The 26227-nt window shown below is 33.5% G+C and carries 17 protein-coding genes and 1 pseudogene; 8 read left to right on the top strand and 10 right to left on the bottom strand.

Annotated features, from left to right (window positions below; genetic code table 11):
• The first annotated feature begins 6 nt into the window (after window positions 1-6).
• Window positions 7-1263, top strand: a complete 1257-nt coding sequence (gene fahA, locus H6589_06510) for a fumarylacetoacetase (protein ID MCB9174242.1) — start codon at window positions 7-9, stop codon at window positions 1261-1263.
• A gap of 369 nt (window positions 1264-1632) precedes the next feature.
• A complete protein-coding gene (locus H6589_06505; protein ID MCB9174241.1) occupies window positions 1633-5628 on the top strand; it encodes a T9SS type A sorting domain-containing protein in 3996 nt (1331 codons plus the stop codon).
• A 7-nt stretch (window positions 5629-5635) separates the two neighbouring features.
• On the opposite strand, the gene tsaD is transcribed toward H6589_06505, so the two are convergent.
• The gene (gene tsaD, locus H6589_06500) at window positions 5636-6742 is read right to left on the bottom strand and encodes a tRNA (adenosine(37)-N6)-threonylcarbamoyltransferase complex transferase subunit TsaD (GenBank protein ID MCB9174240.1); all 1107 of its coding nucleotides are present in this window, start codon (window positions 6740-6742) and stop codon (window positions 5636-5638) included.
• Window positions 6743-6824: 82 nt separating this feature from the next.
• Between tsaD and H6589_06495 the strand changes: the two genes are divergently transcribed.
• From H6589_06495 to H6589_06480, 4 genes are all read left to right on the top strand, one after another.
• The gene (locus H6589_06495) at window positions 6825-11213 is read left to right on the top strand and encodes a translocation/assembly module TamB (protein MCB9174239.1); all 4389 of its coding nucleotides are present in this window, start codon (window positions 6825-6827) and stop codon (window positions 11211-11213) included.
• A complete protein-coding gene (locus H6589_06490) occupies window positions 11210-11863 on the top strand; it encodes an HD domain-containing protein (GenBank protein MCB9174238.1) in 654 nt (217 codons plus the stop codon). The genes H6589_06495 and H6589_06490 overlap by 4 nt, the downstream gene beginning before the upstream one ends.
• A gap of 161 nt (window positions 11864-12024) precedes the next feature.
• Window positions 12025-12261, top strand: a complete 237-nt coding sequence (locus tag H6589_06485; GenBank protein ID MCB9174237.1) for a helix-turn-helix transcriptional regulator — start codon at window positions 12025-12027, stop codon at window positions 12259-12261.
• Window positions 12236-13042, top strand: a complete 807-nt coding sequence (locus H6589_06480) for a restriction endonuclease (protein ID MCB9174236.1) — start codon at window positions 12236-12238, stop codon at window positions 13040-13042. Before H6589_06485 ends, H6589_06480 begins: the two co-directional genes overlap by 26 nt.
• On the opposite strand, the pseudogene H6589_06475 reads toward H6589_06480, so the two are convergent.
• The 8 genes and pseudogenes from H6589_06475 to H6589_06440 all read right to left on the bottom strand — a co-directional run bounded on the left by H6589_06475 (window position 13018) and on the right by H6589_06440 (window position 22503).
• Window positions 13018-14220, bottom strand: a pseudogene (locus H6589_06475) (DNA methyltransferase). The gene H6589_06480 and the pseudogene H6589_06475 overlap by 25 nt on opposite strands.
• On the bottom strand, window positions 14187-15965 hold the full coding sequence (locus H6589_06470; GenBank protein MCB9174235.1) for an N-6 DNA methylase: 1779 nt from the start codon (window positions 15963-15965) through the stop codon (window positions 14187-14189). Before H6589_06470 ends, H6589_06475 begins: the two are co-directional and overlap by 34 nt.
• 9 nt (window positions 15966-15974) lie before the next feature.
• Window positions 15975-16958: a nucleotidyl transferase AbiEii/AbiGii toxin family protein gene (locus H6589_06465; GenBank protein MCB9174234.1), complete on the bottom strand. Its 984-nt coding sequence runs from the start codon at window positions 16956-16958 to the stop codon at window positions 15975-15977.
• Entirely contained in the window at window positions 16955-17536 is a 582-nt protein-coding gene (locus H6589_06460; GenBank protein ID MCB9174233.1) for a hypothetical protein, read from the bottom strand. Before H6589_06460 ends, H6589_06465 begins: the two co-directional genes overlap by 4 nt.
• Before the next feature lie 246 nt (window positions 17537-17782).
• Complete coding sequence (locus H6589_06455; GenBank protein MCB9174232.1) at window positions 17783-18628, bottom strand: acetyl-CoA carboxylase carboxyltransferase subunit beta; 846 nt, start codon at window positions 18626-18628, stop codon at window positions 17783-17785.
• 58 nt (window positions 18629-18686) lie between these two features.
• Entirely contained in the window at window positions 18687-19046 is a 360-nt protein-coding gene (locus H6589_06450) for a four helix bundle protein (GenBank protein MCB9174231.1), read from the bottom strand.
• A 49-nt stretch (window positions 19047-19095) separates the two neighbouring features.
• Complete coding sequence (gene fbaA, locus H6589_06445; GenBank protein MCB9174230.1) at window positions 19096-20163, bottom strand: class II fructose-bisphosphate aldolase; 1068 nt, start codon at window positions 20161-20163, stop codon at window positions 19096-19098.
• Between the two features lie 90 nt (window positions 20164-20253).
• On the bottom strand, window positions 20254-22503 hold the full coding sequence (locus H6589_06440; protein ID MCB9174229.1) for a BamA/TamA family outer membrane protein: 2250 nt from the start codon (window positions 22501-22503) through the stop codon (window positions 20254-20256).
• Between the two features lie 127 nt (window positions 22504-22630).
• Here H6589_06440 and H6589_06435 point away from each other — a divergent pair, with 127 nt between their 5' ends.
• Both H6589_06435 and H6589_06430 read left to right on the top strand, forming a co-directional pair.
• Entirely contained in the window at window positions 22631-24733 is a 2103-nt protein-coding gene (locus H6589_06435; protein ID MCB9174228.1) for an OmpA family protein, read from the top strand.
• The gene (locus H6589_06430; protein ID MCB9174227.1) at window positions 24733-25458 is read left to right on the top strand and encodes an RNA methyltransferase; all 726 of its coding nucleotides are present in this window, start codon (window positions 24733-24735) and stop codon (window positions 25456-25458) included. The genes H6589_06435 and H6589_06430 overlap by 1 nt, the downstream gene beginning before the upstream one ends.
• On the opposite strand, the gene H6589_06425 is transcribed toward H6589_06430, so the two are convergent.
• Entirely contained in the window at window positions 25415-26020 is a 606-nt protein-coding gene (locus H6589_06425; protein MCB9174226.1) for a hypothetical protein, read from the bottom strand. The genes H6589_06430 and H6589_06425 overlap by 44 nt on opposite strands.
• Window positions 26021-26227 lie beyond the last annotated feature (207 nt).

The raw sequence follows: 26227 nt of genomic DNA, 5'->3' as shown, positions 1-26227 counted from the left end.
TAAAAAATGATAGAAGCAAATAACCCTAAATTAAAAAGCTGGATTTCAGTGCCACAAAACAGCGATTTTCCAATACAAAACATTCCATTTGGTGTAGCGAAAACAAAAAACGGAACAGTTGTCGTTTCCCGTATTGGCGATACAGTAATTGATATTCACCAATTGGCGTTACACAATTTAGTAAAGTTTGATGCTGCTTTATTTAATTCATCATTTTTAAACGATTTTATGTTGTTGGGTAAACAAGCTACTCGCGATTTAAGAAATCAATTATCTCAACTTTTTGTTGATACCAATACAGAAGCTCAAAACAACTCGAACGTTAAAGCTGCTTTGTTGAATATTGCTGACGTAGAAATGTTGTTGCCAATAAAGGTTGGCGATTATACTGATTTTTATTCGAGCGAGCAACATGCTTTTAATGTAGGTTGTTTGTTTAGAGATCCAAAAAATGCGTTAATGCCAAACTGGAAATACATTCCTGTGGGGTATCACGGTCGTTCAAGTTCCATTTTGGCTTCGGGTGTTGCAATACATCGTCCAAAAGGTCAAAAAAGACCAAACCCAGAAGAAGCTCCGGTTTTTGGAAATTGTAATTTGTTGGATTATGAATTGGAAACAGCATTTTTCACTTATCAAGGCAAACCACTTGGCGATTCAATTACCACAGACGAAGCCGACGATTATATTTTTGGAATGGCGTTGTTTAACGATTGGAGTGCTCGTGATATTCAAGCCTGGGAATATGTTCCATTAGGTCCATTTTTAGGTAAAAACTTTGCGTCACATTTATCGTGTTGGATTGTTACGTTAGATGCGTTAGAACCATTTAGAGTTGCCGGTCCAGTTCAAGATCCAAAAGTATTTCCATATTTAGAATACAAAGGCAACAAACACATTGACATTAATTTAGAAGTGCTGATTAAACCAGAAAACAGCGAAGAAGTTTCTGTGGGTAAATCAAACTACAAATACATGTACTGGAACATGAACCAACAATTGGCACATCACACCATTAATGGTTGTAATATTAGAGTTGGCGATTGCATGGGGTCAGGAACCATTAGTGGACCAAACGAAGGACAATATGGCTCAATGCTTGAAACTACATGGAAAGGAACAAAACCAGTAAAAATGCTTGACGGATCAGAGCGTAAATTTATTGCGGATTACGATACCGTAATTATGCGAGGTTTTGCCGAAAAAGATGGAGTAAGGATAGGTTTTGGTGAAGTAGCAGCAAAAGTATTGCCAGCCAAATAGTTTTAGCTTTTCTATATTGTGTGTAATTTGTTGAAAACTAGGAATTTCTTTTTTCTTGGTAAAGCAACCTTTTTGTTATTTTTACATCTACTATTTTAACGATTTATTAATATTCACATAATCATATTATAGGTTGTGTGTGGGTAGTTTTGGATTGTTAAATTAATTGTGTGCTAGTGAACACCCTATAAGACTTGCAATTTTAAGTTGTAAGATTCCGAAACCACTAGAAAATTATAAAATTTAGTATTGAGCGTTTAGAAAAATTATATTTTTTTTATAATATCATTTTTTGAAGTTGATCATCCTTGAAGAATACTGTTTAATACAGTATTAATAAGCCAGCTTCGTAATTATAAATATTTTACGATGAAGCTATTTATCAAAAATTTAAATCCATTAAGAAGAACATTGTTGTTATTGGGTTTCTTGTTTTTGCAAATAGCAGGAAGGGGTCAAGTTACCATTCATAGTAATACATGTGCTGCAGCTACTGCTGGCTGGACTTATACCAATGGAGATGTGGCTCAACCTATTCAGCAGGGAGGTTATTGGTTAATTGAGGGGACTGGAGATAAAATTATTTCTGAAACATTTGATGTTTCTGGTTATACGAACTTAACACTTACTTTTCAAGTAGCAACTTATAATGCAGGAACGAATTATCCTTGTTTAGTAGAGTATTCTGATGATAATGGTGCGACTTGGAATGCAACTACATTTACATCTGCGACACCTACTTCGTCGTCATATATTTCGGCAGGAACTTGGAATATAGGTACGGTTTTATCTACAACTTTTAAGTTGAGATGGTCTAAGTTAGCTGCAGCTTATAAAGGGGTTAGGATGAGAAATATTTTACTTGAAGGTACTGTTCCAGCTGGACCAGCATTAGTTGTCTCGCCAGCAACTTTATCCGGTTTTTTGTATTTTCAAGGAGCTGGACCTTCAACTTCTCAAAGTTATAATTTAAGTGGTTCATTATTGACGGGTTTCCCAAGTAATATTACTGTTACAGCACCGACCAATTATGAGGTTTCACTTGATAATACTGCTTTTTCGGGTAGTGTGTTGGTGCCTTATACCTCTGCAACGTTAGCTTCTACACCAATTTATGTTCGTTTAAGAGCAGGTAGAGTAGTTGGAGCTTACAATGGTGAAATTATTACTAATGCTGGTGGTGGAGCTACTACACAAAATGTAACTTGTAGTGGCGATGTTATTGCGTCCTCAACGTCAGATATTATAACAGCCAACGGAGAATCAGCTACAATCTCTTCTACAATCAATACGGCAGGGCCATTAACTTCTGGACAAGGAACACAAGTTTGGCAATTTACTATTCGTGATGGAGGAGCAAGCTCTCCTGATGCTGATAATTTAGCAACCATTGTAAATAGTATTATATTTTCTCAAGCAGCTGGTAATGCAGTTAACGACTGGTCGACAGCAATTCGAGCAATTGATTTATTTGATGGTACTACCAATGTAGGTTCAGGTGTTGTAACAACAAGTCCAAATAGAGTTGCTTTTTCAGGCTTAAACATTAATGTAGCTGATAATTCTACCAAAACAATTAGTGTTCGATTAACGCTAAATTGTGGTATTGGTGCTACTAATTTTGATGGAGAAGATTTTGGATTTCAAATATCTAATGGCAATGTTACGTTTAGTGCTGCTGGCTCTGGTAAATCTTCTTTTTCACCAATAGCAACCATAAACGGGCTAAATGTAATTAGCGTAGTTGCAACTAAACTGTTGTTTGTTCAACAACCAACAACCACTGCACAAGGTCAAATTATGGCACCTAGTGTTACGGTTGCAGCAACAGATGCATGTAATAATGTTGATATAAATTTTACAGGAACCATTTCGGTTACTTCTACTGGAACTATGACGAGTTCGCCACAAACTGCGGCAGCAGTTGCAGGAGTGGCTACATTCAGTTCTATTATTCATTCGGCAACAGGAACAGGATTCACGTTAAATGCAACCAGTGGTGGTTTAACAGGAGCAACAAGCTCTACGTTTGATATTAATACCGTTACGCTTTTTTCTGGTGGAGACATGGCAATTGTAGGGATATGTGTAAATCAGGGAGCTTGTGGAGGGGATCCAAGTGGTGAAGATGAAATCAGTTTAGTTAGTTTTGTTGATATAACTCCAGGTACATCTTTTCATATTACTGATAATGGTTTTGAACGAGTAGGATGTGGAAGCAATACTTGGGGAGACGGTGAAGGTGTTATTACTATTACAAGAACAACATCCACATTAGCTGCGGGTACCATATTTACTTTTAGGATATTAAACAGTACGATTTTTACTGGAATTAATCCTGATAACAATTGGACAGTAACTTACCCAGTTGGAAATAGTTTTAATCTAAATAGTAACGACGAGCAGGTGTATTTAATGCAAGGAGGATTATGGAATGATCCTGCAGGAGCTAGTAATGCTACCTATACTGGAGGAACTTATATGTTCGCTATCAATACTTATACCGCATGGACTTGTAATAACAACTCTACGCAAAGAGGAGGGCTGCCAGTACCTTTGACTTGTTTTAGTATTATGCCATCAACAGGTACTGTAAATGTGAAATACACAGGCTTAACAACTCCAGCATCAAAAAAAGATTGGATTAATCGGTTAAACAACATTTCAAATTGGTCAGCCTCAACAGATTGCCCGACTTATAATGGACAAGTACCTGTATATTCTAGTGGTTATACTTTTTCAATCATTCCTGGAGGGTTTAGTAGTGGTTATTGGACAGGTTTGTTAGATAATAATTGGTTTGATTGCCACAATTGGCAAAATTATGAGGTGCCTGATTCTTTAGACAATGTTACCATTGATAACGTGGCTAACGACCCAATTATTGGAGCTTCTCCCGCAACATACCCCAATGGAGCTATTTGTAATGATTTACTTATCACCAATACTAGTGGCTCAGGGGTGTTAACATTAAATAATGCGTTAAGTTATTTTTCGATAAAAGGAAACATTACCAACAATGGAATTATAACTGGAACAAATGGTTTAACTGAATTACGTTCAGCCAATGCACAGTCGTTTTCTGGAAGTGGTTCAACCCAGTTTTACAATTTAAGATTGAACAATAGTAATCCCTCTGGTGTTTCGTTATCACAAGATGTTACAGTGTCAAATAATTTAACATTTACAACTGGGATGTTAAGCACAGGAACAAACAAGTTAATCATTACCAATACAACGGTTCCCACAATTATTGGATATTCGAACACCAAGTTTATCAATGGAAATTTACGTCATCATATTGCCAACAATACTTCAACTTATGTTTTCCCTATCGGAGATGGAATGGCAACGACTAATTACAAACGTTTCGATTTAATTAATAATTCGTTAGCCACAACAACATATATCGATGCTAAAGTAGCAAATGTACCACAAGGTACACCAGCAGCTGATGTTGATGCTAATTTAGGTGCATCGGCAGTGCAATGGGGGACACAATTAACCAATGTGTTAAATTCTGCAGTTTGGACTTTAACGCCAGATGCTCAGCCGACAAGTGGAACGTATGGAGTGAATTTGTATGTGCAAAATGTGGCTGGTTTGTCTGCTGCTGATGATAATATGTTTTGCCCTGTAAAACGTGATGCTTCGTCAGTAACGTATGCCGATTGGAGTACATTTTTAGCTGCACCAACGGTTATACCAGCTACAGGTTTGGCGGGAAGAATTTATAGCGGAGGAGCTGGTTATGCACAGCGAACTGGTTATCAAAGTTTTTCTCTTCACGCCATAGCAAAAGCACCAACCATTTTACCGATTAAATTGCTTTATTTCAAAGCAACAGCTAATGGAAGTGTGGTTGATTTAGATTGGGCAACAACTACCGAAATAAACAACGATTTTTTTACCATTGAACGATCGGTTGATGCCATCAATTTTGAACCAATCTATTTTAAAAATGGGGCAGGAAATAGCTATGTGAACTTGTACTATTCTACCATTGATAAATCACCATTAAATGGCGTTTCTTATTACCGATTAAAACAAACTGATTTTGATGGAAAATACAGCTATAGCAACATTGAAACGGTAATTTTTAAAGGCTCTAAAGGATTAGAATTGGTTAATACTTATCATTCGTTTGAAAGTAATGTATTATCGGTTAAACTAAATTGTGGTGATAATGATGCGATTCATTTCGAATTGTACGACATGACTGGAAAATTAGTCCATCAATCGTTAGAAACCTTAACTGGAAAAAACCAAACAGTTATGTTGCCAACAACTCAAATTAGCTCTGGGATATACTTGTTAAAGGTTTTTAATAATGCTGAGGTAATTACCCAAAAAGTAAAGTTTTAATCAATACTCAAATTTTCATTCGTGCGTTTGGCGTAGTTTGTTGATTGGAGAATTCTCCTTTTAAATATTTGTAATAACCAGTTATGGCTATCATCGCAGCATTGTCGGTGCAATATTCAAACTTTGGAATAAACACTTGGTAACCTTCTTGTTTCAACTCTAATAAACGAGTTCGTAATTCAGAATTGGCTGAAACACCTCCGGCAATAGCTATTTGATTAATGTTCTCTTGAATCAACGCTTTCTTCACATTAATCAATAAAATATCTACTATCGTTTTTTGTACAGAAGCACAAATATCTTTCAGGTTTTCTGATAAAAAGTTTGGATTATTTTTAATCTCTCGCTGAAGAAAATAAAGTACAGATGTTTTTAAACCACTAAAACTAAAGTTTAATCCTTCTACTTTTGGATGAGTAAATTCAAATCGGTTTGGATTTCCTTCTTTGGCATATTTATCAACAAGTGGACCGCCAGGGTAGGGTAGTTCAAGCATTTTTGCAACTTTGTCAAAAGCTTCCCCAGCCGCATCATCAATGGTTTCACCAAAAACCTTCATGGTAAAATAATCAGAGACTTTAACCAACTGAGTATGACCACCACTAACGGTTAAACAGATAAACGGAAAAGTAGGAGCCCCTCCTAACCTCCCCAAAGGGGAGGAACTGCTTCCCACTACGCCATCTGTTTGGCTTGTGCTTTTGTTTCCCTCCCCTTTGGGGAGGCTGGGAGGGGATTCCTCAATAAAATGAGCCAAGATATGCCCTTGCATGTGGTTTACCTCAATTAGAGGGATGCCAAGTGCCAATGAAAAAGATTTTGCAAATGAGCTGCCAACCAACAAAGAGCCTAATAAACCAGGTCCGTTGGTGTAGGCTATAGCACTTATTTCATTTTTGGTGATACCTGCTTTTTTTATAGCAGCCTCAACCACAGGAACAATATTTTGTTGATGTGCTCTTGATGCAAGTTCTGGAACAACCCCACCATAAGCCTTGTGAACATCTTGATTTGCAATTACATTGGCAAGAATTTTGCCATTGCAAATAACTGCCGCAGCGGTGTCGTCACACGACGATTCAATTCCTAAAATAATTGTTGACGATTGCGGCATTAAACGTATTTTTGTTGGTTAACTATACTGCAAAGCTATCAAAAAAAGAAGAATAATAACGGTGCTACTTGTCGCAATTTTATTGCTTCTCATTGTTTTTGGTGTTGCCACAACTAAAAGCTCACGATTTCAAACCTATTTAATTTCCTATTATTTAGAAAGTTTAGCGGAAAAGCTAAATACCGAAATTTCGGTTGAAAAAATTGACGTTAGTTTTTTTACTGGAGTTACTCTAAACAAGTTATTTGTAAGGGATTTGCATCAAGATACCTTGGCTTATATCGATGAGTTAAATGTGGATATCAAAACCTTTTCGCTGAGCAATAAAAAAATGATTATTGATGATGTTGTGTTGAACAATGCATACATCAACATTGTTAAATACAAAGAAGACGCTGCGCTTAATTTCCAATTTATTGTAAATCATTTTGCTTCTGTTGATACAACTAGTAGTGATTGGATTTTTTCGTTGAATAAAGTGGAGTTTAAAAATAGCAAATTGGCATACAACGACTTTGATTACGAACCGGTTTTAGGCATTGATTACGACCATACTGTTTTGTCAAAGTTTAATATGTCGTTGAGCGACATTGAATTTATCCCACAAGGAATTAATTGTGACATTGAACATTTAGCTTTTGAAGAAAAAAGCGGTTTTGTGATTAATAACATGAGCACCAAGTTTAACATTTCGCCGCAAGGTATAATTGCACAACAGTTAAAAATCAAAACACCATATTCTAATCTGGTAGGCGATGTAAATTTCTTAACTAAGAGTTATGATGGTATGTCAAATTTTATTAGCGATGTAAACATTAATTCTTACTTCGAACCTTCAACAATTAGTTTTAAAGATTTATGTTTTTTTGCCACTTCGCTTGATTGTGTCAATAAATCGGTAGATTTTGAGGGTGAAGTTAGAGGAAGGATAAATAATTTAAAAGCCCGAAAATTTATTTTTACTTTAGACGATGGTACTCACTTTAGAGGCGATGTAAATATTACTGGAATACCCGAAACCGACAATATTTTTATGCACGTTAAGGCTGATGAGTTAATTACATCTAAAAAAAGTTTAGAGCAAATCCCACTTTATCCGTTTTCTTCAAAACAGTTTATTGAATTGCCCGACAACTTTAAACACTTTGGAGAAATTAAATTTAAAGGAACTTACACCGGTTTTTTTCACGATTTTGTTACTTATGGAACCTTCTATACCGATGCGGGTAGGTTGTCAACCGATTTAGCAATGAAATTGCAGAACAATAAAACGATTTATAAAGGGAGCCTTAAAACAACCAATTTTCAGTTGGGTAAATTTTTAGAAATTGAAAATGAAGTAGGAACCATATCAATGGATGCTAATATTGAAGGACAAGGATTGGAACTGAAAGATATTGAAGCAAAATTAAGAGGAAATGTTCAACACGTTGTGGTAAAGGGATATGATTATCATAATGTGCATGTAAAAGGTTTGTTTAAGAATAAAATCTTTAATGGATTTATGTCGGTTGAAGATGAAAATATCGATTTTGATTTTAATGGATTGGTTGATTTTTCAGGTCAATTACCAAAAATGAATTTCCAATCGTATATCAATAAGGCAAAATTGGCAAAACTTCATTTTATTGAAGATAAAGGATTGAACACCAATTTTGCAATGCACTTGGATGTTGATATGGTTGGAAACAGTATTGATAACCTTGTAGGAACAATTGATGTTACTAGTTTACGATTAACTGATATCGAGGATGATATTCGTGTAAAACATATTCTAGTAAAATCTGAGGCTAATGGAAAAGTAAAAAAACTATCAGTTGAATCGGATATGATGCAAGGTTATTTGGAAGGCGAATACAACTTTAAAAACTTGTTTGATGCCAGCGCAAATAATTTCACCGCTTATTTTCCATCATTTCAATCGAATAAATACGAGGGGGTAAAAATTAACAACGACTTTAGTTTTGATTTAACCATTTTTGAGTCCGACTTACTTTCCAAATTGTTTTTGGGAGGGGTTGATTTTTCTAAAAATACTTCATTAAAAGGATATTATCATTCTGGCGAACAAACCCTTTCTGTTAAAGGAATTTTTCCAAAAATTGATGCACATGGAATTGTAATAAAAAATGCTGTATTTGAAAGTAAATCAACCGAAAATAAAATATTGATTGACCTTTTGGCTGAACAAATAAAACAAAGTGATAGTTTATTTATTGATGATTTCAAGACCAATTCGGTGGTGCAAAACGACTCTATTTCAACCCAAATTAATTGGTTGAATAAGGATACTAGCTCCAGAACTGAGGCTAATTTTAATTTGCTTACGGTGTTTAAATCTCCAAAAGCATTTAGTACACAATTCTCTAACTCATACCTTTATGTGTCCGATACCTTGTGGGCTATTAACGAAAACAACCTTATCGAATATCAAAAAAATGAAGGTGTTGAAATACTGATTAAAAGTTTGGGGATAGATGCTGGGCATCAAAGCATATTAATTGATGGTAAAATTTCGGGCAAACCTACCGACCAAGTTGATGTTGCCCTTAACAATTTTAATTTGTACAACGTACAAAAGTTGATACCTGAAAATATAATTAAAATTCAGGGAACAATTAATGGAGTAGCCTCTATCAAAAAACAAGAAAACGAAGTTATTTTTACTTCTGATTTAAATTTTGACAAACTGAATTTAAATGAAACAAGTATTGGCAACGGACAAGTAAAATCAACATGGAGCCCAGCTGATAAACGATTATCGGTTGATGGACAATTTTATAAGGGACACTTACCTACAATCATCTTTAATGGCGATTATTATCCGTTTGAGAAAGAAGAAAGCTTGGATTTAGATATAAAGCTACAACGTACAGATTTACAAATGGTTAGTAATTATACCGACGATTTTATTTCTAACCTGAGAGGCGTTGCATCTGCCGAAATTGAACTGAAAGGTACATTAGATAAACCAGCTTTTACAGGTTATGTTACATTACAAAAAACCAGTTTTTTAGTGAATTACCTAAACACCAGTTTTTCTACTCCAATGTGTAAAGTAGAGATTAGACCCGATATGATTAGCTATGATAATGTGGTATTTTTTGATGAGAGAGGGAATAGAGCATCGAGTAATGCTACGGTTTTTCACAACTACTTTAAAGAGGTGAGTTTAGATTTTGGTTTCCATGCAAAAAACTTTTTGGCACTGAATACCACGCTTAAAGAAAACGAAATGTTTTACGGGAAAGCTTTTGTAACTGGTATGGTGAATATAGGCATGTATAAAAACAAACTGAACATTGAGCTTGATGTAACCTCCGAAAAAGAAACGGTAATAAATATCCCGTTAAACACAGCTGAAGAAATTTCGGAAAACAACTTTATTGAATTTGTTAGCCATGAGGTAAAGGAAGAAATAAAGGAGAAGGAAGTTGATTTATCGAACATTGAAATGAACTTTGTACTACATGCTACACCCGATGCAGAGGTTCGTTTAATTTTTGACGATAAAGTTGGTGATGTAATTAGAGCAAGAGGTGATGGTGATATTGCTATAAACATCAGTCCTCAAGGAGATTTTAAAATGTATGGCGATTATGTGGTAAAAGATGGAGATTATTTGTTTACACTTCAAAACATTATTAACAAGAAATTTGATTTGGAAGAAGGGGGTAAAATTTCGTGGAATGGCGACCCTTTAGAGGCTCAATTGAATTTAACAGCAGTTTACCGTTTAAGAGCAAGGTTGTACGAGTTAATAGCCAATACCGAAGATAGTGCAAGTGCCGAATTGTACAAAAAAAGAACGCCAATAAACCTAAAACTAAACATTACCAATACCATGATGTCGCCTGATATTGCTTTTGATATAGAATTACCAACAGCCGATGAAACGACCAAAAACAAAGTAAGAAGTGTATTGTATGTAAGCGATCAACAAGAAAATATACAAGAGTTGAACAAACAAGTATTTTCGTTGTTGGTATTGAACCAGTTTATTCCAACCAATGGAGGCGGAACGGCAAACTATTCGAATGTTGGCTCAACTACATCAACCGAAATGTTGTCCAATCAATTGAGTAATTGGTTGTCGCAAATTAGTACCGATTTTGATATTGGTTTAAATTACCGACCAGGTGATGAAATTTCTAACCAAGAGGTTGAATTGGCATTATCTACCCAATTGTTTAACGATAGAGTAGTGCTTGATGGTAACCTTGGTGTTTCCGACAATAAAGGGGCTACAAACAACCAAAATGCAAGTAATTTGGTGGGCGATTTCTCTATCGAGTATAAAATTACCGAGGACGGTAAATTGCGGGTAAAAGGATTTAACCAATCCAACCAGTTTTCGTTGCAACGACGAAGTAGTAACTACACCCAAGGCGTAGGTTTGTTTTACCGTAAGGAATTCGACCGTTTTGGTGAGTTGTTTAGAAGAAAAAAACCAAAAATTGAAAGTAAATGATAACCAACCATCAACTTATTGCCATTCGCGAATTTGCAAAATCGTTTCATTTAATTGATGCAACTGGGCACGACTGGTTTCATATTTCAAGGGTGGTTAACGTGGCAAAACAAATTGCCCTTGCCGAAAATGTTGATGTGGATAAAGTTGAAGTGGTTGCTTTGTTGCACGATATTGCCGATTATAAAATGAACAACGGCGATGAAAACATTGGTTTTGAAAAAATAACACAGTTTTTAACAGCTATTGATTTTACGCAAGACCAAATAAGTGAAATTATTACCGATATAAAAAACATTTCGTTTAAAGGCGGTAATAATGATAACAGTAAGCAAAGCATTACCTCTAAAGTGGTACAAGATGCCGACAGGATTGATGCCATTGGAGCCATTGGTATAGCACGTACTTTTGCTTATGGTGGCAGTAAAAAACGCATGATGTACGACCCCGAAATTAAACCACAACTACACCAAACTGCCGAAGAATACAAAAACAGTACTGCACCAACCATTAACCATTTTTACGAAAAACTCTTGTTGTTAAAAGACAAAATGAATACCCAAACAGCACAACAAATTGCCGAACAACGACACTTGTTTTTAGAACAGTTTTTGGCTCAGTTTTTTAAAGAGTGGGAGGGAAAGGTTTAACGTTCCTTTTATGGTGTCTTGAAGCCCGCATGGTACTTTGTTCTATACACGTTGTTGTATGCCGTTTTTATTTTATTCATTTCGTTTTTAGCGTTGGATTTTATTTAGATTGTTACTTATAGTCTTTGATTTATAGTCGACAAATCTCCAACTTTGCATTCGTGGAAATAAAATCTAAAATAGGTAATCGTATCAAAGAATTAAGAGAGGTCAAGCAGATGTCTCAAAAGGATTTAGCATATACGTCTGATTTAGATAGAAGCTACATTGCGAGTGTTGAAAATGGTCAAAGAAATATTTCAATTGTAAATATTGAAAAAATCGCTATTGCACTTGGAGTATCATTAATAGAATTTTTTGGGAATGACAAATTTGATAACGATTCAACAAGCTGTTGACGGATTTAAAGAACTAATCGAAACTTCAATTATTGAAGGTGGAATTAAAGCAAAAGAAGCAATAATTAGGTCTTCTCGACCAATTAATTTTATACACGAAGCTGTTAAAGCTGATTTTATTAGAAAAGGAATATCTCCTGATAGAATTCATCCACCGCTTGGAGCTTCAAAACCTGAACTCAAGTTAGCTGGATTTATTAAACAAAAGCATCAAGATGTTTGCGTTTCACCTGATGGTTATATTCCCGATTCTGAAATAATGACTGAAGGAATTTTAAGAGAAGCAACTGATTATTATGGCAAAGATTATACGGAACGTACAATTTCTGTAAATATTCGTAGCCAAATGAGTTCACTTGCTAAAAATTTTGATACGCTTTACGAAAGAACTATTGCAGAAGCACAAAATCTACATGTTAGATGCCCTAAAATGGTATTAGGAGAAGTCTATATGATACCTGTGAAAGAATATGATGCCGCTGTTATGGATAATAATGTAGTTCAATTTATTGATAAAGTCGGTGCTGTCGAAAAATATATAAAATCCTTTCAAGCAATTAATGGACGTTTAGATTATACTCGTGAAGATTACAAATATGAAAGGGTTTGTTTATTACTTGTTGATTTTGAACAATCACCAGCTAAAATTTATAGTACAAATCAAGACTTAATAAATGACGGACTGTTAGATGAAAGTTCTACTGCAAGTATTGATGAATTGTCTTGGGAAACTTTCACTGACAATATTTTATCAAATTACGAAACGAGGTTTGGGAGTTGAATTTTGACTTTATATTTCTCAATTAAAAATTCGTCTATTTCTAATTTATCATTTAGATTTTTCAAAATATTAATTTCTTCTTGTGAGAAATTAGGAATTGTAAATTTTTCAATGAAATTCTTTTGATAACAAGGGAAACCGCCTTGAATAGAAACGCTTGTATTGCTTACATAATAATCCATTAAAATTGAATTCAAGATTTTCTGAACAATCAAAATATTTTCTTCTTTTGACATTGAGTGAGTTGCATCTTCAAAAAGCGAAACAGTGTTAGAATTATCTCTGTCAAAATATATCCCATATCCATTAGTGTAATAGGCATCTTTTTCTGGAACAAATAAAAATCTTGGATGCTTACTAAATGTAGGGTTTAATATCTTTTTGCCAAATCTTGTAATTCCTTGGGTTCTACCCCAAGAATAGAAAGGAGTAAACTCTTCTTTCCCTTTTCCACGATTTTCTAGCTTCTCCTTTTCTGAAAGTAGGTATTCGTAACATTTAGGATATTTTGAGATGAACTCATCTTCAAGAATTGGAACTGCATTTTTATTATTTGTATGGTAGGGAGTTATAATTCTTAAAGTATTATTTTCAATGTCTTTCTGTGTTTTAAATTGTGAAATTTTATAAACAGGACGAGTTATTTCCCTTTCAATTTGAAATGTTCCGTTTTCTGTTGTTTTTGTTAAATAGCTATTTTTTTCGTTTGATGAATCTATAAAAAATACTTCATCTTTTAATGTTGCTATACCAACTGCAATATTAAACAATTGCTTTATAGGTGTTCCAATAGTTTCTATGATTCTAATATTTTCTTGCTCTTGGGTTTTTAATAAACGCCATTTGTTTACGTTTAGATTTTTTAAATAATTAGGAGAGCCATTAGCTGAAATTAAGAAGTTTGAACAAGTTTGCTCGTCTTTAATTTTATCAAACAAGATAGATTCATTTTTCTTGTTATCAAGAAAAGTTATAGCTGTGTATGTTTGAGCGTCAAAGACTTTTTTATGTCTAAAATCTACAATTCTTGTAACGCATTTATTTTGTAAAAAATATTGACGAAGTGATAAACCTGCCAAAGAAGTGAAATAATTATTTGGTGTGATATAACCTAACTTTCCGTTTATGGTCAATAATTTATGCCCTAACTCGAAGAATGCAAAATATAGATTAAATGTTCAAATTTATTATATTTCTGTACAAAAAGTACAGAAGTTTTTGTGCCAGTATGGGGTTTAAACACATTGCCGTGTAATCCAACAACACCTAAAATTCTACATTTTTCAGCAATAAAATCACGTATATTTTTATCGCTACTGTTGTTGAATCTACCTTGTGGCAATACAACTGCCATTCGTCCACCTGGTTTTAGAAAATCTAAATTACGCTCGATAAACAAAATATCACGCCCTACTTTGGTTTGGTATTTTCCGTTTGGTTTTTTTCCTAATTCATATTTAGATAAAATTCTACTCTCTTTAATGTCTCCCGCAAATGGTGGATTAGCCATTAACACATCAAAGTCAAAATCTCTATTGCTGTTTTTGTCTTCACGTAATTTCTTCAATTTTTTCCAACCTTCAAAATAGGTGTCTTGCCAGTCTTCATCTTCTGTTTTTTCATCCCAACGTTCCCAATCCAACGTGTTTAAATGTAAAACATTGGTTTGCCCATCACCTGCAATTAAATTCAAAGTTCTTGCAACACGAACCGCTTTTTCATCAAAATCTATGGCAAAAACATTGTTTTGCACATAATCAATACATTCGGTTGGTTTTTCTTCTGTTGTAAATAAGTGACTTTTAGGTATTCCTTTTTCTTTAAGAATTTGTTCCCAAACGTGAAAAATGGAATGAACAGGAAAACCACAACTTCCAGCAGCTGTATCAATTACTTTTTCTTCTACTTGTGGATTCATCATTTTTACACACATATCAATTACATATCTAGGTGTAAAATATTGCCCTTTTTCTCCTTTGCTACTTTTGTTTATTAAATATTCAAACGCTTCATCTACAACATCTAAATTAGAGTTGAAAAGTTTAACATCTTGCAATGAAGAAACACAAACAGAAAGATGAGAAGGAGTTAGCATAATTTTTGAATCATCAGAAAAAACGCCTTCCCATTTACCTTTTGCTTTTTCAAAAAGAGCTTGGATTTTCTCTTTTAATTCGTTCTCCGTATCTCCATAATTTCTAAATGCCAAGTGACGAGTTTTATTTCGTCCACTTTCCATTTCGTCAAATAATTTTGTGAAAATCAGTTTGAAAAGTTCCTCAAATACGTCAACCCCTGCATTTGCCAAAACTTCATCTTCCATTTCCAAAATCAAATCTTTCAACGATTTTTTTTCGGTAACTAATTTGTCTTTAGCAATAAGGTCTTCAATTGTCCAACGTTCAGTTAATACGTCAGAAAGTTTTTCAGTTGCTTTTGGAATATCTGGTATGTCCTCAAAATAATTTGGGTCTTTTCGATTATAAAATGAAATTGAATCTCCATTACTCCAAATTCCAATTGGAGCTCCAGTTGCATTACAGTAAGATTTAAGTTGTTCTTTTCCGTCTTTTAGTTTTGGCTTTTTTAATTCTACCATTATGTAAACAGCACGGGTATCTTGCTTATCAAAAATTACAATGTCGGCTCTTTTCTTTTCACGACCAAAACTCACCGAATATTCAATTTCCATTCGCTCAAATGGATAACCATATTCTTCATTTAAAACCATTAAATATAATTGTCTAACCGTTTCTTCTGGTGTCAGTTTAATTTCTTTTCTACGCACCAAACAATTGAAATAAGGCGTTTGAGTTCCTCTAATGTCTTTTAGAAAAACTTCACGTTCTAATTTTTCAATTTGCTCTTGTGAGAACTGTGTTAACTTGTAATTTGAGTCTCTTAATATTTCTGTTAGCTTCATTGTTTGCTATTATTTCAATTCGTTTATTATTTTTTTAAGTAGTGTATCAAAATCAAGTGATTCACCATGTATCATGCTGCTTTGCATTTCTTTGTAATCTGATTTATAGTTACCCAAATGCTCATCAGGAGGAATGATGCGAAGACTTTGTAAAGTCAGCGTTTCATAATTAGTAGTTTTTATTGGAGTGAATACTTTTCTATGGTTAATTATACTTTCGAAAAGCTCCTTATTCTTTATTGCTTTTCGCCCAAATTCAGAGTCTAGTATTTGCCCAATATCGTAGAAATGCCTAGACATTCTTAAATACTTGATTTTTTCAGCGGGCTTTTCAAATTCTTCATGCAACAGAATTAGCTTCTCCAAAAATGTTTTTTGAGGATTGGTCGCATTAACCACAAATTCTCCTTCTACAAAATCGGTTTCAGGGTAGTGTTTATCAATAAGTGATTTAATACCAACCTCTTGATTAGGTTCGATTAAAGATCTAGCACTAACTTCTATCAAAACTCTTTTTGGGAGATAGGATATTTCACCAAACACAGATTGATAATTGACTTTAATAGTTTCAGGGTCTTGGTCAGATACTTGTGTGTTTTCTACCATCAGTTCAAAGAGGCTTTCATCAACCCCGTATTCTACTAATTGTTTTCGAAGTAATTCAGCTAAATCGTTAGAAACGAATGCGTGACAAGCTCTTCTCAATTTGCGAATTTCTCCGTTTGATAATTTTCCTTCAAACCCTAAATACTTTCTGTCAATACCTAAATCAATATCTTCTGAAAATCGTTGAATTAAGTTAAAAGCCTTACTTAATGAAGTTCCTCCTTTAAATATTAAATGACTTGCTAATTCTGAAGTAAATATCATTCGCAGAATTAGACTAACCCAGGCATCTTTTTCAACAGCTTGTGGAAGAAGGTTAGTTTTTACTCCAATTTGAGTAAACAGCTCTATTTGTTCTTCTTTCGATAAGGTTAGCCAGTTATTCATTTGCTCACTAGTATTTTTTGCATCCAAACTGGTGCGTTTTTCAAATTTTGATGGATTAACTCTCGTTCATTACTATGGTCAATTACTGTCTGTATTTTATCAATTTGTTCTTCTGTAACATTTTTTTCCCCAATAGCTTTAAATGCTTGAATGATAAGATTGGTCAATCGATGTTCAATGCTGAGATTTTTTGTATTTGTCTTTTTAAACTGAATAGTTTGTTTTCCCACTTTTATATTTCTAGCTGAGCCATCTGTTAAGAAAACTACCTTCATAGGTATTTGAGTTGATAAACCCAATAAATTTAGAGCTGTCGACCCTGTAGCGATTATTCTGGCTTTATCACGTTTTGCAATAGCTTTTGCAATTTGTTCTGCATGTGGGTAGATTACACCTAATCGCTCATGTTTTTTAGGTAAAAAATATATCCCTTTAGCAATTCGTTCAATTTTTCCGTCTTTGGTCAGCCGTTGTAAAGACTTACGTACAGCCTCATAGTTATCGAGTTCCGTAAAGTCTGAGATAAAGAATATTTCACCTGTATCAACCTTCTTTTTTATGACTTTTAAATCTAACATTGTCCCAAAACTAGTAAATAAATGGGACAATCGCATTATTTTTTGTAATTTATTTGTCCCGAAAATCAACGAATATTGGGACAAATTCTTTTGTGAGGTGGCTTTTCTTTTTTTTTCAATGGCATACAACATCAGGGTATGTGTTAGTCCATTTGTAAATAATTGTAATTATTTGTACACACTAAATGTACAAAAAATAAAAAAGCCAAACAGTTTGTTTGGCTTTCATTTTTTTATGTTTTATTATCAATTATTAAACATGCTAATAATTTGAGAGAGTTTTTCTTTCAACTCTTTACGTTCAACAATTAAATCCAAGAAACCGTGTTCTAACACAAACTCCGAAGTTTGGAAACCTTCTGGTAAATCTTTACCAATGGTTTCTTTTACCACGCGTGGTCCAGCAAAACCAATTAAGGCATTGGGCTCAGCAATGTTTAAATCGCCCAACATGGCATACGATGCGGTAACTCCACCAGTTGTTGGGTCGGTTAACAACGATATGTAAGGTATTTTAGCTTTTGCCAACAACGAAAGTTTAGCCGAAGTTTTAGCCATTTGCATTAACGAAAATGCGGCTTCCATCATTCTTGCTCCACCCGATTTCGAAATCATTAAAAACGGTGTGTTGTGTTTTATAGAATAATCAATAGCACGAGCTATTTTTTCTCCTACTACCGAACCCATAGAACCACCAATAAAATCGAAATCCATACAAGCCACAACCAAGTTTTGGTTGTTTATTTTACCTGCAGCTGTTCTACAAGCGTCTTTTAATTGCGATTTTTTTTGCGTAGCAATCAAACGGTCTTTGTATTTTTTGGTGTCTTCAAAATTTAAAGGGTCGCCCGAAACCAAGTTGGCATCCAATTCTTTGAATTTGTTATCGTCAAAAAGAATAGCAAAATACTCTTTTGAGCCAATTTTTTCGTGGTGTCCACAACCTGTACAAACATGTAGCGATGCACTATGGTCTTCGGTAGAAACTACGTGGCTACATTTTGGGCATTTATACCATAAACCTTCTGGGGTTTCTTTCTTCTCTGTTGTTGGAGTAATCACTCCTTTAATCTTTCTTTTAAACCATCCCATATTTTCTAATTTAGTGTCTAAAGTGAGCTAAAGTTTAAATTGCCTTGAGTTAAAATAGTTATTCTTTTAATTTTTTACTAATAGAGGTAAAAATTGCAAGTAATTCACCTGCTTCTTTCATTAAAATTTCTCCATTTGCTTTCTCAATCCAACCTAAACTGTTAATTATTTCAATCCAATAAACTGTTTCACTGGCTTCACTTTCGCTTATTTTTATTTTATTTTTAAAATCAGCCTTACTTCTCGATCTATTTGCTTCTCTATAATTTGCACCAATACTTGTTCCTGATTTTGTGATTTGATTTCTTATAACGTTACTTTCAGTTGTATTTGGTAGCAAACTTGATAATTTTATAATACGAATGGCAAATGTTTTTGTTCTTAATTCTAATTCTTTTGCAAACTCTTTATTCTCCATGTATTATTTTAACTTAAAACTTTAAGTATTTTATACTTTAGGCACTTTTTCACAAAGTATTAACATTGTTTAAATCTTCAAAAGCTTTTTTCAAACGTGCTTTAAACGTTTTTTCACCTTCTCTCATCCACACACGTGGGTCGTAATATTTTTTATTTGGTTTGTCGTCACCCTCTGGGTTACCAATTTGAGATTGTAAGTAAGCCGATTTGTCTTTCATGTAATCTCTAACACCTTCAGTAAAAGCGTACTGTAAATCGGTATCGATATTCATTTTTATAACACCATAACCAATAGCTTCTCTAATTTCTTCAACCGAAGAGCCTGAACCACCGTGGAATACAAAATCAACAGGGTTGTGACCAGTGTTGTATTTCTTTTGGATGTAATCTTGTGAGTTTTTTAAAATTTTTGGAGTTAAGTGTACGTTTCCTGGCTTATAAACTCCATGCACATTACCAAAAGCAGCAGCAATGGTAAATTTATCACTCACCTTTAATAATTCTTCGTAAGCATAAGCTACTTCTTCTGGTTGAGTGTATAATTTGTTGTTGTCCACATCCGAATTGTCCACACCATCTTCTTCTCCACCTGTTATTCCTAATTCAATTTCTAAAGTCATGCCTATTTTGCTCATTCGCTCAAGGTATTTTTTACAAATTTCTATGTTTTCGTGTAATGGTTCTTCCGACAAATCTATCATGTGAGAGCTGTACAATGGCACACCATTTTCTTTATAAAACTTTTCTCCAGCATCTAATAAACCATCAATCCAAGGCAATAATTTTTTTGCACAATGGTCGGTATGTAAAATAACCGCTACGTTGTAAAGTTTGGCTAATTCGTGAACGTGTTTTGCACCAGCAACACCACCAGCAATGGCAGCTTGTTCGTTTTCATTACTCAAGCCTTTACCTGCGTTAAAAATACAACCACCGTTAGAAAACTGAATGATAACTGGACCATTCATTTCTTTAGCCGTTTCCATTACGGTATTAACAGTACTTGAACCTGTAACATTTACAGCAGGTAAAGCAAATTTTTTCGCTTTAGCTAATTTAAAAACTTCTTGAACTTGGTCACCGGTAATTACACCTGCTTTAATCGTTTTAACCATAAAAATTATAATTTTTGGATAGCAAATTTACTATAAAAAAGGGTAAAATGATTCTGAAAATTTGAAAATGTGAAAAAACCCAAAAAGGAATTAGAATGGATATCCAATACCAAGATTTAAGGTGGTTTTTTTAATTTCTATTTGATATTTTTTAGGATCATCCTTCGATGGGTCTTTTAGCGGGGATGCAATATCAAAACGGAAAATGAAGAAGCTGAAATCTAAACGTAAACCAAAACCAACACCAATGGCTAAATCATCATAAAATCGTTTGTAGTTAATTTCAGCATTTGGCCGTTTCGCATCTTCTTTTAAAATCCAAATGTTACCAGCATCAACAAAAAAAGCACCTTTAAACAATTTGGTAATATCAAAACGATACTCAATGTTGGCCTCTATTTTTAATTCTCCAATTTGATTGGCTGCATTTTGCAACGAATCTGATAATGAACCTGGACCTAATCGTCGAGCGGGCCATGCTCTAATACCATTTGAACCACCACCAAAGAAACTTTTTTCGAAGGGTAAAACATCTAAATTTCCGTAAGGTACTCCAATACCAAGGTTAAAACGTTCTACCAAATTAGAACCGTGATTGTTTTGGTAAAATCGTACATCAATTTCCGATTTAACATATTCGGCATACCTAATTCCAGCAAATTTGTAACTATTGGTAATAGGGTCTTTCGGGTTGTTGGCTACTCGATTATAAGTGGAAAGCATATTTCCCGATGTTTCCACGTTAAATTTAAAGTACTCGTAGTTTTTTATTCTGTTCAACTCTTGGTTGTTAAACATAAAACTGTACTGTATAGCGCTAATAAAATGATCGGTATAAGAGTTTAATAAAAAAGGGTTGTTTTCAGCAATAATGGTATTTTTAAAATCATCTGTTAAGTCCAGTTTAACAAACGAAATATTGAATGGTGTGATGTAATGGTTTTTAAATTGCGTTTCGCTCCACGAATAACTGAAAGCTCCTTGTATTAAATTACGAGCATATTCTGGTCGCTGCTGAAAATTTAATGCAGTGTTGATAATGGTTTTAGGATTAGAGCGTTTCGAAAAGTTTTCTAAATTAACAGGCAACAAAAATCGAGGAAATTCTAACGATGCCTCAGGACCAAACTCTAAGGTGTTAAAAGGTGTTCCGAAAATTTCGTTGGCACTATTTGATACACCAACAACTCGCTGAATTTGTAATCCTCCTTTTAACTTTACGTTAAACAATTCTCCCCCTCTAAATAAATTTTTATTTTGGTAAATGATGTTACCCTCAACACCTAAGTCGCCACCTGTATTTGTTCCAACGCCTTCAAGAGTGTAAGAGTTAAAAACTAAAGGAGCAAGGTAAATGTTTGCGTTTAGCTGATTAGAGTCTATTTCTTCGTAAATAATAGAAACGTTTTTAAATAATTTTAAACCAGTTAATTGTTTGTAGGTATTGTTTTGGTCTCTTAACGAATATTCTTCTTTTGGTTTGAAATTTAGCGTATGTGTTAACATTTTTGGCTTAAATTTCAATTTGTCTTTATATAAAATGGTAGCCCCTTTAAATTCAATTGTATCTAATATTGGTGTTCGTTCAATAGTAGATTTATTGCCTATATACATATTAATGTTGTTAATGGTGTATTTTTTATGAGGAGCATAAAAAGAGGAATCACTGTCGGGTATTTCAACTTTGTCTTCTAACAATTCGATTAAAATATCTACTTTTTGATTTCCCATAGTAGTATCTACCAAATACTTAATGGAATTATTGGTAAAATAATAATAACCATAATTTTTTAGGGTATTTTTAATTCGTTCACGTTCTTTATCTAAAACATCTACATCAAAATTTCTTCCTTTTTTTATCAGTGAATAATCTTTCTTGGATAAAACATATCCACCCAAGCTAGGGTCGTTAAATTTGTAGCTAATCTTGTTAATTAGGTAAGGTTCGCCTGCTTTAATAATGTACGATTGGGTAACTTTTTGCTTTTTAACGGTTTTTTCTACCGTAACCTGATTTTGAAAAAAACCTTTGTTGTCAAGGTACAATTCCAATTGTTTTATACTCCTTTCGGTTAAAAGCGAATCGTAAATAACTGGAGCCTCACCCACATTGTCTCTAAACTTGCTTTCTTTTTTATTGCTAAATAAATTGTAAACACCTAAATGAAAACGAAACACGCCTAATATTTTTTTGTTGGGTTTTTGTTTAATAATGCTATAGATTTCATCTTTATCTATTTTACTATTATCAACTTTAATCTTATTGGTTAACAAGATTTCCTCGTGTTCTTTTAGTGTTTTTGTTGGATTACATCCTATAAAAATTAATGTTAACCCCAAAAACAGGAGTGAATTAAATTTTTTTGATGATATTTTACAGTTGTGTAAAATCAATTTTAATATTGTATAGAATTGATTATGTTTGCATTAATGAAAATGCAAAATAACTATTATTAACTGAACGAAGATGAAAAAATATTTTAGAATATTAACCATATTGTTTGTATTACTTACATTAAACTCTTTTTCTCAAGATAATCAACCTCTTACCAATAAAACTGCCAAAGAACTTTTAAGTAGAGCAGAACTCGATTTTGAAGATAAAAAGTATTTGGATGCGTTGGATAAATTCCAACAATTGTACGAATACAAACCATCGGACGTATATTATAAGTTAATGATGGGAATATGTTATGGATACAGCCCGAACGAGAAATCGAAATCGATAGAAATTATAGAACAAGTAAAAATAACCAACCCTGAATACAATTTGGTTAACTTTTATTTAGCCAAAGCTTATGCTGTTAACTATCAATTTGATAAAGCATTGGAATTGTTCAACATGTTTTTGAGTAGAAGCGAGTCAGGTGAAGAAGAAGAACAAGCAACAGCTCAAAAAATGATTCAGAACTGTAAAAATGCCATTGAAATTTTAAGAGATACGATTAAAGAAAACGTGGTTGAAAATATTCAAGCACCTATCAATTCTCAGTATTCTGAGTATGTTCCGGTTATTTCGGCTGATGAATCTGTTATGATTTACACCTACAGAGGGATTAGAAGTAAAGGTGCAGATAAGTTACCTGTATCAATGAATTCTGAAAGTTATACCGAAGATGTATTTATTTCTTACAACAAAAATGGCGAATGGACAGAGCCTGAAAGTATAGGAGATAATATTAACAGTGAAGGACATGATGCGGCAATAGCTTTGTCTGTTGATGGTCAAACTTTGTTTATTTACAAAAGTGAAAACAACAATAATGGCGATATTTATGTAAGTAAATTACAAGGTAAAAATTGGTCGAAACCAACGCCTTTAAAAGGTGATGTAAACAAAAAAGAAAGCTGGGAAGGTAGTGTAAGTTTGTCTGCTAATGGTAAAGTGTTGTATTTTGCTAGTGATAGAGCAGGAGGTTATGGTGGTAGAGATTTATACAAAGCAGAATTACAAAGTGACGATACTTGGGGAAATGTTCAAAATTTAGGAATGAAAATCAATACCACTTTTAATGAAGATGCACCGTTTATTCATCCTGATAACAAAACCTTGTATTTTAGTTCTGAAGGTTTAACAAGTATTGGTGGGTACGATATTTTTTACACCAAAATGGACGAATATGGTTCGTTTGAAACTCCTGAAAATATTGGTTACCCAATTAACACCATCAACGACGATAGGTATTTTGTTTTAGCTGCAGATGGTAAAACAGGATATTATTCAGGTGGTGGAGAAAAAAGCATTGGCGAACAGGATATTTTTAGAATCATTACTGGTAAAGTAGGAAAGCCTGTATTAGCACTTTTGTTGGGTAACGTTTATTTTAACGATGCACCAATTGGTTCTTTCATGAACTTGTTTAAAGGCGATGATGCCGAATTGGAAGGTACTTTTAAATCGAACGATGAGACAGGTAAGTATGTGATGGCACTAACACCAGGTAGGTACGAAATTGAAGTGGAATTGGCTTCAGGAGAAATTGTTAGAGATTCTATCAATTTAGAAGAAATAAAAGAATATGTAGAGTTGTATAAAGACTTTAGAATTTATAGCGATTCAAACCTAATTGTTAAAAACAATGTAGGCTTGCAAGAGGTGTTAAACAGAACATTGAGTGGTGAGCCTAAAACCATTGACACTTTATTTACTGCGAATGTTGGAAAACCAAAAGATGTTAAAGGTTTGGAGCCAGGTAGAGCATTTGTGTTAAACAACATTTATTACGATTGGGATAAAGCAACTTTAAGAGCAGAATCTACTCAAGAGTTAGATAGGTTAGTAGTTATTTTAAATGAAAACCCAACAGTAAAAGTTGAAATTTCTAGTCATACCGATACAAGAGGTAGCGATGTTTACAATCAAAACTTATCTCAAAAAAGAGCTAATTCGGTAGTAACATATTTAACCAATAAAGGCATTAAAAAAGACCGTTTTAAAGCTTTGGGTGCTGGCGAAACTAAACCAGTTGACGATTGCTCTAAGTATACTGAATGTGGTGAAACTAGAAATGACGATTGTCCTTGTCACCAAAAGAACAGAAGAACAGAATTTAAAGTATTATCGAATTAATGCTTAGCATCAATCAACGAAAGTACATTAATTCATTAAAGCAAAAAAAGTATCGTAATCAACATCAAACCTTTGTTGTTGAAGGCGAGAAAATGGTTAATGAGTTAATTTCATCTGAATTTGAAATTGAGTTGTTGTTTGTCGTAAAAGGAGCTCCAATCAATTACTCATCGGCAATTGAGTTGAATGTTGATGAAATGAAATCCATATCGTCGTTAGCAACTCCAAGCAATTATTTAGCAGTAGCTAGACAAAAAATTACAACCGAAAAACTGCATTTAAAAGGCTTAACACTTGCTTTAGACAACATCAAAGATCCTGGTAATTTAGGAACCATTATTCGTATTGTAGATTGGTTTGGAGTAAGCCAAATAGTTTGTTCTAACGAATGTGTTGATGTGTTCAATCCAAAAGTAATTCAGGCAACGATGGGTTCTATATTTAGAATCAATATTGTTTATACAGGTTTAAATCAATTTTTTACTGAAAATAAAGAATTACCTGTTTATGGTGCGTTGTTGGAAGGAGATAATGTTTACAAAAAGGGTGTAGCTAGTAAAAATGCAATTCTGTTAATGGGAAGCGAATCCTTTGGAATTAATCCAACATTATTACCTTTTGTAACGGATAAAATAATGATTCCAAAGTTTGGTCAAGCAGAATCATTAAATGTGGCTGTTGCTACCGGGATTTTGTGTTCAGAGTATCAACGGTTAAACCACTAGGGTTTCTGTTGAGTACATTTAGTGAATAACCAACTAGCTCGTCATTTTCGGAAGCAATAATGGTGTAAATTCCACTTTTTATTTTTTCGTTAAGCGTTTCGCAAACTAATTCGTTGTTGTTTTCTTGAATATTTAATTTTACATAAAACTCGTTGTTCGACTTATCTTTAATAACCACCAACAGATTTAAACTATTAAACCCTTTCAGTTTTTTACTTAAATCTTTTTTAAAATCAAATTTTTTAACAGCAACTGTTTCACTATAAAAATAATTGCCATTGTTGTAAACATACCTAATTCGATAAAAAGAAGTATTGTTGTAAGGAGTATTGTCGGTTTCTAAAAAAGTAGAATGATAATTTTTAACATTTTTCACCCTTAAAAACTCTCGAAAAGCAGTGCCATTTTTTGATTTTTCAATTATATAATAATCTACTGCATTACAATTTTCATAACTCCATACAATTTCTACCCTGTCGGCAATGTATAATGCCGATAATTGTCCTTGAGCAGTTTTGCACAAAAAAAATAATAACAAAGAAAATAAAACAAATAATCGCACTTTTTAGATAATGAAAATCAATTAATACAACGAATATAGCTAATCAAACTGAAAGTTAAAAGCGTATATATACTGAATTCGATTAAGTATCACATTTGTCAGATAAAACTTATTTATTTTACTATTTTCAGTCAAAATGTCATTTTATGCTAAATGGTATGTGCTTTGACTATTCAGAAAACACGAATTAAAAAATATTAACCTTTA

This window comes from Flavobacteriales bacterium (assembly GCA_020635795.1).
Classification (GTDB): domain Bacteria; phylum Bacteroidota; class Bacteroidia; order Flavobacteriales_E; family Vicingaceae; genus Vicingus.
Note: the sequence above shows the minus strand (reverse complement) of the source record. Positions and strands in the feature narration are given on the sequence as shown.